Annotated in this window: 14 protein-coding genes and 2 pseudogenes; 14 read left to right on the forward strand and 2 right to left on the reverse strand. The window is 46.1% G+C overall.

All coding sequences use genetic code 11. The annotated features are described in order from the left end of the window. Positions 1 to 73 precede the first annotated feature (73 nt). The 7 genes from I8U27_RS15420 to I8U27_RS15450 all read left to right on the forward strand — a co-directional run bounded on the left by I8U27_RS15420 (position 74) and on the right by I8U27_RS15450 (position 7102). Positions 74 to 1957 (forward strand): AMP-dependent synthetase/ligase, encoded by a 1884-nt coding sequence (locus I8U27_RS15420; RefSeq protein ID WP_232345549.1) that lies wholly within the window; start codon positions 74 to 76, stop codon positions 1955 to 1957. Continuing rightward, positions 1954 to 2787 carry an SDR family NAD(P)-dependent oxidoreductase gene (locus I8U27_RS15425; protein WP_181753118.1) on the forward strand — a complete coding sequence of 278 codons (834 nt, stop codon included), beginning with the start codon at positions 1954 to 1956 and terminating at the stop codon, positions 2785 to 2787. The genes I8U27_RS15420 and I8U27_RS15425 overlap by 4 nt, the downstream gene beginning before the upstream one ends. 20 nt (positions 2788 to 2807) lie before the next feature. Beyond that, positions 2808 to 3965, forward strand: coding sequence for a thiolase family protein (locus I8U27_RS15430; RefSeq protein WP_181753120.1), 1158 nt, complete (start codon positions 2808 to 2810; stop codon positions 3963 to 3965). Further along, positions 3962 to 4744 (forward strand): enoyl-CoA hydratase/isomerase family protein, encoded by a 783-nt coding sequence (locus I8U27_RS15435; protein WP_181753122.1) that lies wholly within the window; start codon positions 3962 to 3964, stop codon positions 4742 to 4744. Before I8U27_RS15430 ends, I8U27_RS15435 begins: the two co-directional genes overlap by 4 nt. Positions 4745 to 5070: 326 nt before the next feature. Further along, positions 5071 to 5541 carry a nucleoside deaminase gene (locus tag I8U27_RS15440; protein ID WP_181753124.1) on the forward strand — a complete coding sequence of 157 codons (471 nt, stop codon included), beginning with the start codon at positions 5071 to 5073 and terminating at the stop codon, positions 5539 to 5541. Between the two features lie 381 nt (positions 5542 to 5922). Beyond that, entirely contained in the window at positions 5923 to 6510 is a 588-nt protein-coding gene (locus I8U27_RS15445) for an N-acetylmuramoyl-L-alanine amidase family protein (RefSeq protein ID WP_181753126.1), read from the forward strand. A 163-nt stretch (positions 6511 to 6673) separates the two neighbouring features. Next, positions 6674 to 7102 (forward strand): peptidylprolyl isomerase, encoded by a 429-nt coding sequence (locus I8U27_RS15450; RefSeq protein WP_181753128.1) that lies wholly within the window; start codon positions 6674 to 6676, stop codon positions 7100 to 7102. A 93-nt stretch (positions 7103 to 7195) separates the two neighbouring features. Here I8U27_RS15450 and I8U27_RS15455 read toward each other — a convergent pair whose 3' ends face one another. Further along, the gene (locus I8U27_RS15455) at positions 7196 to 8098 is read right to left on the reverse strand and encodes a transposase (protein ID WP_181753130.1); all 903 of its coding nucleotides are present in this window, start codon (positions 8096 to 8098) and stop codon (positions 7196 to 7198) included. Between the two features lie 20 nt (positions 8099 to 8118). Between I8U27_RS15455 and I8U27_RS20730 the strand changes: the two are divergent. The 4 genes and pseudogenes from I8U27_RS20730 to I8U27_RS15470 form a co-directional block, all read left to right on the forward strand. Then, positions 8119 to 8302: pseudogene (locus tag I8U27_RS20730) on the forward strand (winged helix-turn-helix domain-containing protein); the annotation flags it as partial. Positions 8303 to 8554: 252 nt separating this feature from the next. Continuing rightward, complete coding sequence (locus I8U27_RS15460) at positions 8555 to 8689, forward strand: TetR/AcrR family transcriptional regulator (RefSeq protein ID WP_181753133.1); 135 nt, start codon at positions 8555 to 8557, stop codon at positions 8687 to 8689. Between the two features lie 39 nt (positions 8690 to 8728). After that, positions 8729 to 9109, forward strand: a complete 381-nt coding sequence (locus I8U27_RS15465) for a hypothetical protein (protein WP_181753135.1) — start codon at positions 8729 to 8731, stop codon at positions 9107 to 9109. After that, entirely contained in the window at positions 9106 to 9435 is a 330-nt protein-coding gene (locus I8U27_RS15470; RefSeq protein ID WP_181753137.1) for a DMT family transporter, read from the forward strand. The genes I8U27_RS15465 and I8U27_RS15470 overlap by 4 nt, the downstream gene beginning before the upstream one ends. 303 nt (positions 9436 to 9738) lie before the next feature. Here I8U27_RS15470 and I8U27_RS15475 read toward each other — a convergent pair. Then, a pseudogene (locus I8U27_RS15475) lies at positions 9739 to 9992 on the reverse strand (LysR family transcriptional regulator); the annotation flags it as partial. A gap of 132 nt (positions 9993 to 10124) precedes the next feature. Between I8U27_RS15475 and I8U27_RS15480 the strand changes: the two are divergent. The 3 genes from I8U27_RS15480 (at position 10125) to I8U27_RS15490 (ending at position 12102) form a co-directional block, all read left to right on the forward strand. Beyond that, the gene (locus I8U27_RS15480; RefSeq protein ID WP_181753139.1) at positions 10125 to 10682 is read left to right on the forward strand and encodes a flavodoxin family protein; all 558 of its coding nucleotides are present in this window, start codon (positions 10125 to 10127) and stop codon (positions 10680 to 10682) included. Positions 10683 to 10869: 187 nt separating this feature from the next. Then, positions 10870 to 11298: a PH domain-containing protein gene (locus I8U27_RS15485; protein ID WP_181753141.1), complete on the forward strand. Its 429-nt coding sequence runs from the start codon at positions 10870 to 10872 to the stop codon at positions 11296 to 11298. A 429-nt stretch (positions 11299 to 11727) separates the two neighbouring features. Then, on the forward strand, positions 11728 to 12102 hold the full coding sequence (locus tag I8U27_RS15490) for a hypothetical protein (RefSeq protein ID WP_181753143.1): 375 nt from the start codon (positions 11728 to 11730) through the stop codon (positions 12100 to 12102). Positions 12103 to 12110: the final 8 nt, after the last annotated feature.

Here is a 12110-nt window from a genome sequence, read left to right on the forward strand (position 1 = left end):
GGGACACCTGACTCACCAACAATTTGAGATGCCGTAAGGAGCAACCACTCTTCTGTTCGGGAGGTCTCTGATGATGGCAAAAAATTTGTTGGATATGCTGCGGCGTTCAGTTAAGCGTTATCCTGACAAAGCGGCATTCATGTGGAAGTCAGAGGGGAGTTACCAAACCCTTACCTATCGGGAGTTTTGGAATGAAGTCCGGCATGTTGCCTCGGGTTTGGCCCGGCTTGGGGTCAGCCGGGGAGATCGGGTGGCGATCCTGTCAGAAAATAACGTGAAGTGGCCGGTGACTGATTTCGCCATTTGCAGTCTGGGAGCAGTTAGTGTCCCTATTTATCCTACTCTTCCTGCCAGCCAGGCACTTCATATTCTCCGAAACGCCGATTGCCAGGTAGCGGTGGTCCAAAATGAAGAACAGCTGGAGAAAGTGATCAGTGGGCTGGAAGCGGATATCCGCCGCATTGTGGTTATGTATCCGAAAACTTCTTTTTTTGCAAAGGAAAAGGTTCTGCCTTTTTCCGGGCTGGTGCAATACGGTGCCGGGAGTCCGCTGAACAACTGGGAAAAGATATGGGGTGATCTGGACCGTGACCAACTGGCCACGATTATCTACACTTCCGGAACAACCGGAGAACCCAGGGGGGCGATGCTGACCCATGGAAACTTTTTATCCAACATAGAGGGGGTACAATTTTGGTTCCTTGAAGCACGGCATGATGATGTTCTCCTCTCATATCTGCCCCTGTCTCACGTGTTTGAGCGAATGGCGGGGCAGTTCTTGCCCCTGTCGGTTGGGGCGACGATTGCATATGCAGAAGGCATTGATAAAATCCAGGAAAATTTGTTGGAAGTCAAGCCAACAGTCATGACCAGTGTACCCCTCCTGTTTGAGAAAGTTTATGCGAGGGTGCAGGAAGAGGTTCGGTCCGGTACGCCTCTGCGTCGAAAAATCTTTGATTGGGCGGTTCAAGTTGGCCTTAACCGCTATGACTGTTATCTCCAGCTGCCGATGGACAGGTTGCTGATGGGTGAATGGCCCCCTCTGCTGCTTAACCAATGGAAACTGGCGGATCGATTGGTTTGCCGTAAAGTGAGGGAGCGGCTTGGCGGGCGGCTTCGGGGAATGGTTTCAGGCGGCGCGGCACTCAACCCGAAGATCGCCCGCTTCTTTTGGGCCATTGGTGTCCCTGTTTTGGAGGGGTACGGATTGACCGAAACATCACCAGTGATTGCCGTCAATCCGATGGCACGCGCAAAAGTTGGAACTGTAGGCAAACCGTTGCCCAACCTGGAGGTTTGCATTGCTTCTGACGGAGAAGTGCTTGTCCGCGGGCCAAACGTGATGAAAGGATATTACAACAACGAGGAAGCGACAGCGGCCCAATTCAACGATGGATGGTTCCATACGGGAGACCTGGGCGAAATCGATCCGGAAGGATATCTCAAAATCGTGGATAGAAAGAAGAGAATTTTGGTTCTTGGCACAGGGAAAAATGTTGCTCCTCAACCGGTGGAAAATGCGATGAACCAAAGTGTTTTCATTGAGCATGCTGTTTTGGTCGGCCACGGGCGCAAATACGTGATTGTTCTGGTTGTCCCGGACTTTGTAAATCTCAACCGCTGGGCCTGGAAACGAGGGATCTCCGTCGAGTCACGAGCAGATCTTATCCGGCATGCCGGAGTGCAAGATCTGGTGCGCCTTGAAGTGGAAAAACTCACGCAGTCTTTCGCTCCCCACGAACGGCCGAAAAAAGTAGTGATTCTCGCGGAGGAATGGTCAATTGAAACCGGGGAGTTAACTCCGAAATTAAGTGTCAGAATGAATAAAGTTGAGGAAAAATACCGGGAAATAATCAACCGCACTTATGAAGATGCTTACACTGAAGCGGAGATTGCGGGAAGCCAGGTGGCTGCGAGTGTAGCGATCCAAAAACCCGGGGGAGGAAAAAGTTCATGAATCAACCGCTTGAAGGAAAAGTTGCCGTTGTAACCGGAACGTCCCGGGGATTAGGCAGGACGGACGCGTTAATCTTAGCCAGAGCCGGTGCAGATGTAATCGTCACGGATATATTGATCGAAGAAGATGAGAAACTGGAAGAAACAACGGAAAAATTGGGTCCGATGGCTCAAATGATGGCCCAGTCGAAAACAGTGTACACCAGGTCAACAGCGGAGCAAATTCGGGCATTGGGGCGTCGGTCTGCCGCCTTTCGCATGGATGTGACCAACCGGGAGGAAGTGAAGTCGGTCATGGCACAAGTGAAGGAGAAGTTCGGGCGAATTGACATTCTTGTCAACAATGCAGCAACCCTGGATCATACCGCCAGACTGGAGCACCAGAATGATGACTTCTGGGAGCGTGACCTCCATGTGAATTTGACAGGTGCTTATAACTGTTGCAAAACGGTTTGGCCCTATATGAAGGAACAGAAGTGGGGCCGGATTATCAATATGGCATCAGTCGCAGGAACACTGGGAGGTTACGGGCAGGCGAGTTATGCAACGACCAAAGCCGGCATACTGGGGCTGACCCGAACGCTGGCGCTGGAAGGAGCCAAATACAATATCACCGTGAATGCCATTGTACCTGGGATCATCAACACCGAAGCTTTTCAAATGACTAATCCCAAAATGCGCGAGCGAATGATTGAGCGAACCGCATTCAAGAGACCGGGGAAACCGGAGGATATCGCCCATGCTATCGCTTTTCTCGCATCAGAGGAAGCAAACTACATTACCGGCATCGGGCTCCCGGTCGCCGGAGGGATTGATTTATTTACCTTTTAACCGTGAAAGGATGGAGATGAATGCGTGATCTGGATGCGGTTATTATCGATGCAGTCCGTACCCCGATCGGGCGCAAGAAAGGATCTCTTTCCGGAGTCCGCTCCGATGAAATGGCGGCATTTCTCCTGCGGGAGTTAGTGAAACGAAATCATCTGGACCCTGCCGAAGTGGAAGATATCAAGATGGGTTGTGTGACCCAGACAGGAGAACAAGGTTTTAATATTGGGCGCCTGGCAGGGTTGATTGCCGGATTTCCCGTAGAAGTATGCGGCGTTAGCGTGAATCGGATGTGTGCATCCAGCCTGGAGACACTGGTCCAGGGAGCACACGCGATTATGGCGGGTATGGCAGATTGTGTGATTGCCGCTGGTGTGGAAAGTATGAACCGGGTTCCGATGGGAAGCGATGGAGGTGCTTTTAGCAACAAGCTGTTGGAACAACATACCATCATTCCACAGGGGCTTTCGGCGGAAATCATCGCGGAAAAATGGAACCTTTCCAGGGAAGCACTGGATCAATTTTCACTGCGAAGCCATGAAAAAGCCATTCAAGCGCAAAAAGAAGGCCGGTTCAATAATGAGATCATACCGATTGAGGGACAAACCGCGGATGGCGAAAAGGTTTGGCTGGAAGCAGATGAGACACCAAGGCCGGATACCAATCAGGAGGCACTGGCCAGACTGGCTCCTTCTTTTCGCCCGGATGGTCGGGTAACAGCCGGAAATTCAAGCCAAATCAGTGACGGCTCAGCCGCTGTTCTGCTGGCTTCCCGGAAAAAGGCTGAATCACTCGGGATGAGACCCCGTGCCCGGATTGTCGCTACAGCTCTCGCCGGAGTAGATCCCGAAATCATGTTGACCGGTATTATTCCGGCCACACAAAAAGTACTGCAACGTGCCCGTTTGTCACTCCATGATATCGATGTATTTGAAGTGAATGAGGCGTTTGCTTCAGTGGTGCTTGCCTGGGAACGGGAAATCGGGCCTGATCCGGAAAAAGTGAATCCGAACGGCGGTGCGATTGCATTAGGCCACCCCCTCGGGGCAAGCGGTGCCCGGATCACAGCTGCACTGGTCAATGAACTGGAACGCCGGAAAGGACGGTATGGTCTGGCAACGATGTGTATCGGGTTTGGGATGGCGCTGGCAGTTATTGTGGAGCGGGAGGTGATTGGATGAAAGAAAAGCATTGTCAGGTCCAAATCCGGGGTAGAGTGGTGATCATTACCATTCATCGGCCTCCGCTAAATACCTTAAGCCGGGATACATTGTACGAATTGGAAACGGTCCTGGACGAGACGGAAGAAAATGACTCCATCGGCTCCCTGATTATCACTGGTGACGGGGAAAAAATGTTCTCTGCCGGTGCGGATATTTCGGAATTTGCTGAAATGGCGGATCAGGAAACGGCCGAGAAAGCCCTTCGCCGGGTCCACGATTTATTTAACCGGATTGAAAGCTTTCCCAAGCCTGTGATTGCCTGTGTAAACGGAAAAGCGCTGGGTGGCGGAAATGAGTTGCAAATGGCATGTCATCTGGCAATCGCCGCTGATACAGCCGAATTTGCATTACCGGAAATCCGGTTAGGGATTATACCGGGCTACGGGGGAACACAACGGCTCCCCCGGATCATCGGCCGCAGGCGGTCATTGGATTTAATGCTGAGCGGCCGGCCAATCTCTGCTCAAACCGCTTTCGAGATTGGGCTTGTCAATCGTGTGGTTCCGCAAAAGCAGGTTCGTGATGCAGCTATTCAATGGGCGGAACAATTAGCTGCCGGTCCCCCGGTCGCCATAAAGGGAATTCTTGATGCTGCCACAAGGGGAACAGAGCAAAGCTTGTGTCAAGGATTGGAGATTGAGCGGGAGAATATGCTGAAAGTCATTCGCACAGAAGATGCCATTGAAGGAGTTACTGCTTTCTTTTCCAAACGTCCCCCCTCTTTTCAAGGACGATAGGTTTATCAGGAATCTCTGGCAGAAACCATCTCAAAGCAGAGGTGGTTTCTTTGCCGTAACAGGGACCGGATGTGGACACTTTTCGCTTTGCTTACCAATAATCCCCAATGGACAGTGGTTTTTTACTTCCGCTATATAGGAAAAACGCTCCTGATAAAGGCACATCTGTGGAAGAAACCAGAAGAATTTGTGCATCTCATGACTATATCGAATACAGTTTACAGGAGCCTGTCGACTGATGCCTGGAGAAGAAGTGCTGACTGATCCCGAAGAAATGGGAATGCTGATAATGGAAGCAGGGAAAACTTTTGGGAGTGACATGGGAAATGAATCATGAACATTTTTTGCAAACAGCTGTCCGTCTTGCCCGGGAAAACGTACAAAAAGGTCTGGGCGGGCCGTTTGGTGCCATTGTCGTCAAGGATGGAAAGGTGATTGGCTCCGGACAAAACAGAGTCACTTTGAACAATGATCCGACCGCACATGCCGAAGTGCAGGCCATTCGGGAGGCTTGCAGACATCTTGGCAGCTTCCAGCTGGAAGGGTGCACAATCTACAGCAGTTGTGAGCCCTGTCCCATGTGCATCGGGGCCATTTATTGGGCCAGACCCGAAGAGGTTTATTTTGCCTGCACCAAAGAGGATGCTGCCAAAGCCAATTTTGATGATGTGTTTATCTATCAAGAGCTGGCACTGCCGCTTGAACAACGCACAATAGCCATGAAAAAGTTTACCTTACCCGATGAGTTCACACCTTTTCAGGCATGGATGGATTCAGGCAGGAAGATTGAATATTAACAGCAAGAAAAATAAAGATAAAGGTGCCTTTGTTCGTTGTCCTGTGAAACAAATGAGCTTTTGTTTAAAGTCCAACAACCCCTTGACGGGGTTTTTTTATTCTGCCTCTGTCCGCTTGGCCAACAAATAATTCCAGTGCCCATATATAAAGGAATTTTTAGCGAAGGATCGAAAATAAAATTCCATGCAACCGTATGTTTATCTTTCTGATCAGGCGCAGATTCGGTGCAGAATTTCACAATTGCTGCCCATAAAATTTTATTTGGGCTTGGTTTTCAGTTTTGGTATAGTGGAAGTTGGGAAAATTGAGTAATGAAAAGAGTTGACAAAACACAAATGACTTAAAATATGGGAGTGGAATTGGTTGAGGTGTGAGGTGAAATGAGTGTGCTAGTTTGTCTGGATCCGGGGCATGGCGGATCAGATTACGGGTCGGTCGGATTTTTCCTCACCGAAAAAGATGTTTGTCTGGACCTTGCTTTTCGCATCGGGCGAAAGTTGCAAAATTATGAGGGGATCTCCGTGACCATGACACGTTCCATCGATATGGATACAACAGCGGAAGAGAGGAGTGGCTGGGCGAATCAGCAGAAAGCGGATCTGTTCTTAAGCATTCATACCAATGCCTCTTCAGATTCAACTGCTTCGGGGTTTGCCTCTTATGTGAGTGTCTGTGCCGGCTCCAAGGCGAGAAGAATACAGTGCTGGCTGCACAATCAAATCGTTTGTTTTCTGCGAAAATACGGCGTTTGTGACTTAGGCAAAAAAAATGATACGGAATCATTTACAGGTCATCTTAAAGAGTTGCGTCTGGTGGAAATGCCCGCTATTACATTGGCCTCTTTATATATTACACATACCAAAGAAAACCATTTACTCTCTGATTCAGAGTTTCTTGATAGATATGCCGATTGTATTGCCGAAGGAGTCGCGAAGATTTTTCAATGTCAACTGAAAAGCACAGTTTAAACAGATTTTGACAGTCACATTGAGGAAAATCCCAACGCCGCATGAAAAAGATAAGTCCAAGTGAAAACGCTGCACCATTTAACAGAGGGGCTGACCCGATTGCTCCTCTTTTTTAATTGTACTTTTATCTGTGTTAATATAACTGAGAAAGGGGATATAACTGATGAAAACAGGATACATACTGCTGGAGGATGGCAACAAAATTGAATTTGAGCTTTTTCCCAATGAGGCTCCAATCACCGTGAACAACTTTGAGAAATTGGCCAATGAGGGTTTTTATGATGGCTTAAACTTTCACAGAGTGATTAAGGGATTTGTATCTCAGGGCGGTTGTCCGTACGGAACAGGCACAGGTTCAGCAGGATATACCATTCCGTGTGAGACAGAGGGAAACCCTCATAAGCATACAGCCGGGGCGATCTCTATGGCTCATGCAGGCAAAGACACAGGAAGCTGCCAGTTCTTTATTGTCCATGAACCCCAACCCCATCTCGACGGAGTACATACCGTTTTTGGCCAGGTGACCAAAGGCCTGGAGCATGCTACTGGGATGAAGCAGGGAGCAGGCATTAAAGAGATCAGAGTACAGTAAGACCAGGGGAGCGCCTGCTCCTCTAGCCGCAGTAATTGAAAAGAGGAATTCATATGAAGACCTTGTTGCATAACTAAGGTAAAAACCTAGAACCTAACGGTTCCAAGGCGCTTTTGAAGTGTTAAAACCTAACCTTTTATTTATTAAGCGATCGAGTAAATATAACAAAATTACCCACAAAGTATGCCTGTAGTATCTGTAGATACGTCTGGGCTGTTCCAGTCCATAAAGGGTTTTAAGAGTAGAAAACAGCTGTTCCATTCGACTCCTTTGTGAGAGAAATTTCTTTCCTAAACCCTCTGTGACAAAACGCCAGTTTTGTTGACGGTGTTCACTTTGAAAAGCAGCTGGACAAGAAGCATTTCTTTTGTTTACTGGTGTGACTAGGTGGATATCAGCCTGATTACAGGCTGAAAAAAGCTTATGGTCATCGTAAGCGGCATCTGCCAGCGGCATAAAAACAGGATACTGAGATACGTGATAGATGAGGTGAGTACACTGATTATCGTATAAATTGGCAGGTGTAATATCCCATACGAGGGGAATTAAATCTTCAGATACAATGGCGTGTAGTTTGTAACCATAAAACCAACCTAAACGAGTTCCTTTACCCTTTTCAGCATCTCGATCATATCGAGATGCCCGTAAAGCGGTGGAATCCCAATAACAAACTCTCGTTTTAGGCTCTAGTTCAAACAGTAACTCTTCATATAAAGGTGCATAAAGCCCTTGTTCGATTTGTTTGGCACGACGACAAAAAGTAGAATGGTCTGGGACTTCATCAAGACCTATACAACGTCGAGTCCAGTGGTCTTGGTTTAATTTCCATTCCAACTCCCGAAAGCTGTGAATACGATAATAGGCTTGGTAAATAAGACATTTAAGGATTTGTGTATCACTGAATTTTTTCGGTTTACCAGCACGTGATGGCGTTTCTGCAAAACGCCGAACCATATCTTCGATGCAACAAAAAATCTGATTATTAATGCCTTTCATCTTCATGAGCAATTGGGCATGTATGGAATTCAAAAAGCAGACTACATCATTTCTTGCCTTCCACTGGCAAAGAGCTTTTTTTTGGTTCTGAGAATACGGTAATGGTGCACATTCGAAAACTAGAAAAAATTGAGGAAAACCCGAAACAACCTAAGTACATTAAAATGTTTGGGGTGTTGTGGCTATAAACTGGAGGGCAAGTAAGAACGGCAGATGAAACCTGGAGCAAAATCTTTCTGAACAATATTTCCCCCCCTCCCTTTTTGTTGTGACTGCGTGTTTATGACTTGTTGCTCAGAATATAGCATTTCAATAGAATATGGTTCAATTGTTCCACCGGGCATGTGATCGTTCGAGATGGAAAAAGTATGATATCAAATTAACAAATGATTTAATTCTCTCTTGAATATATATCGTCCGGACGGTATGCTCAATGTATGGAATGGGGGAAATCTCATGTCACCGCGCACTTCGAGCAAAACCCGGGAAGCCATTTTATCAGCTGCTTCCAGGTTAATACAAAACAAGGGAATCACTCAGCTCACATTAGAAGCTGTTGCTGACAAAGCAAATGTGAGCAAAGGAGGATAGCTTTATCATTTTCCCAGTAAGGATGATCTGGTTCAAGGCTTGATTCAGCATGAGCTGTCCCAATTTGAGAGGATCTTAAACCGGGAATTAGAAAAAGAATCTGATGCCCCAGGCAAATTCACCCACGCTTTTCTGCGAGCGACAATAAAGGATATCGAAAAATGCAATGTGATGAATAAGGGAATCCTGACAGCAATTGCTACAAATCCTGAGTGGCTGAAGCCGATTCAAGCTTATTTTGCAGCCTGGCAGGAACGAATTGAAGATGATGGCTTAAATCCCGTTGTCGCCTCGATCATCCGTTTTGCAGCAGACGGAATATGGTACGCCAAGCTGACAAATACAGCTCCTCCGGGGCCGGAGCAGTTACAACAAATCGTAGAGAAGTTAAATCAACTGTCAAAAGGTGAGGGAGAATGAAGGGATATATTTATCTGCTTGTCGCGATTGCCGGGGAACTGCTGGGGACAGTATCACTGAAAGCAGCGGAAGGATTTTCAAAAATCATTCCCAGTATCCTGGTAATCGGGGGTTATGGGGTGGCCTTTTATTTCCTTTCACTTACTCTGAAATATTTGCCTCTGGGCATGACTTATGCGATGTGGGCCGGACTCGGAACAGCTCTGACCGCTGTGATCGGCGTTCTGTTTTGGAAAGAGACAATCCATTTGCCTCAGATCATCGGGCTTATATTTATTATTGCTGGTGTTATTATGTTAAATCTATTTAAAAGTGCCAGTGCTTAATATTTCTTTATAAAAAACTCCTGGTGATCAAGACGCAACTGTTCGCTTGATCACCAGGAGTTTTTTTATAATACATTTCTTATTTTATGGGACGCATCAGGGTCTTCTAATCATCTTCTTAACAAATTGAAAACGAAGCGGGTATTGTTTATAAGCACCGTTAATCCTAAAAAGACACATGTGTATATTTTACAGACGCTCGATACGCCTTTCTCGAAATAAACCTGCACAGAGTATCATTCGGGAAGGAGCCTGGCATGACATCATTCACATGGGCATTCTGCAAAATGAATACATAAGCCATTCGTCCAGCCGGTAAAGCATCTGATTTTTACTCAGGCGCATGGCCATTTTATCGGCATATAATTTAAACTGGTGCCTGGCTTCTGTTAAAATTAAATGTTTACCCAGACGTTCAAACAATGGTGTCCCAAGTCTTCAAGTGCTTTTATTTGGGCAGTTACACTTGATTGAGTAAAATTCAACATCTTGGCAGTCCGGGTAAAGTTTAAATTTTCTGCAGCGGTTTTAAAGGTAATCAGTTGTTTTATCTCCAATTTCTTCACCTTTATTAAATCGACATTTCCGATTGTTACAATCGAAATAATCTGTATTGATTGATGAAGTCATTATAAGATATGAATAACAAAGGAGAAGTTTAAAAGTACTAAATAAAGGAGCGAATAATGATGACCATTGCAGTTATTTACGGAGGAACCCGCCAAAACGGAAATACAGAGATTCTAACTGAGCAGGCAGTTCAGGGGCTGGACGTGGAAAGAATATATCTAAAGGATTATCAAATTCAGCCTGTTAAAGATCAGCGTCATACCCGGGATGGATTTCAGGAGATAAATGATGATTACAATTTAATCATTGATCGGGTTTTGCGACATGATATTCTTGTATTTTCTACTCCTATTTACTGGTATAGCATGTCGGGGATAATGAAAAACTTTATTGATCGCTGGTCACAGACATTGAGGGACCCGAAATATCCAGATTTTAAAGCAAGAATGTCTGCCAAACAGGCATATGTGATCACGGTGGGTGGAGATGAGCCATACTTGAAAGGACTGCCACTGATCCGGCAGTTTGAATATATCTTTGATTTTATCGGAATTCCTTTTGCAGGATATATTCTTGGAAACGGAAATAAACCCGGCGAAATTTTTCAAGATAAGGAAGCGTTATTTGCAGCCTCTCAACTGCAAAAGAAGTTAAATCATCACGCAGAACAGGTATAAGCTCAGCTCATACATTTACAGACGAAGAATGACGGCTTGAGTATTACTTGATCTGGATGTCATATCAGAATCGTTGCTTCATCTATATACCAGTCTGTCACTTTTCGCGGACAGGTTTTCTTTGCCATTTCCATGGGAAAAGATACAGTAAAAGCAAGGAAGCACTTTAGAGAGGAGACCGGGTGGCATGCAGGAAGTGCAGGAAGAAATGCTATGGGAAGGAACCGCCTCTCATGTGGCCAAACTGGGAACTTATTTGCTGTGTCTGTTATTCTGCTGGTTGATTGTACCCATCTTTATCGCAATCTGGACAGCAATCAAACTAAAGGCAACCCGCTATCAGCTGACAACCGAACGGCTCCGAATTAGAGAAGGGATCTTGTCCAAACGGACGGAAGAGGTGGAACTATACCGGGTGAAGGATATGAGTGTGGAATGGCCCTTTATCTACCGGATGTTTAACAAAGGGAATATTCGTCTCGTGACTTCGGACCATAGCGCCCCCACCATTGTTTTGGAGGCGATCTCCGGTGCGGATGAACTGATGGATGTTCTCCGTGAACATGTGGAAATCTGCCGGGATCGAAAACGGGTCCGGGAAATCGACCTGGATTAATTTTACTGAAGGTAAAGCGGCAGTCTGAAGCCCGGACCAGGAGGTCAGGTCTTCAGACTGTTGACGTTTTAACGGGCGTTTTGTAATGTTCTCCCATGTTCGTTGTGCTCTTTTCTATTTCGTTATCCATATTTGTATAATCGCTGATATAATAAAGAAAAGTAATCAAGCCATCGTGTTACGACTACAGAAGCCCCACATGAATACCGCTTGGAATGGCAGCAGGAGAGCAGTGGAATCGAAGTTAGAGAGAGCGGTAAGTTACGAGCCGGTTAGCTCCAATTCAGCCAGGGACTGAGAAAAAGAGAAGGATGTTCCTTCGTTCTCGCTCTGCGGAGATTGCTGGTTTTTCTCACAGTGCCTGCTGACAGAAGGCAAAATCTGATTAGTATTCAGTTTAATATTATTTTCTTGAAAGGAATGAACAGAATGAGCGGGAGTGCAAAGTTTCATTTTGGCGACAACTCTCTGCAAAAAAACAAAGAGGTTAATATTGGTGAAACATTATATATTCATCGTGGTAATAATGATGGGATAAACCAGGCAGCTATTCAATCTTTATTGGATCAGCTGAGAGAGACGCTGAAACAGGCAGCTGATTTACAACCATCTTTAAGAGAAGAACTTGAACAGATTACAGGGCAGCTTCACCGCGAGCTGGATCAATCAGCCCCAAACCATTCAGTGCTGGAAAAATTGAACAATCATTTAAAAAATATGCAGCCATCATTAACCGCTTGGCAAGCGGTCACTTCAACCATTAGTGCCATTTGTGATTTACTTCCCGGTGTTACCCGTCTTTGAGGAGGAGG

Source organism: Paenactinomyces guangxiensis (assembly GCF_016055185.1).
Lineage (GTDB): Bacteria > Bacillota > Bacilli > Thermoactinomycetales > Thermoactinomycetaceae > Paenactinomyces > Paenactinomyces guangxiensis.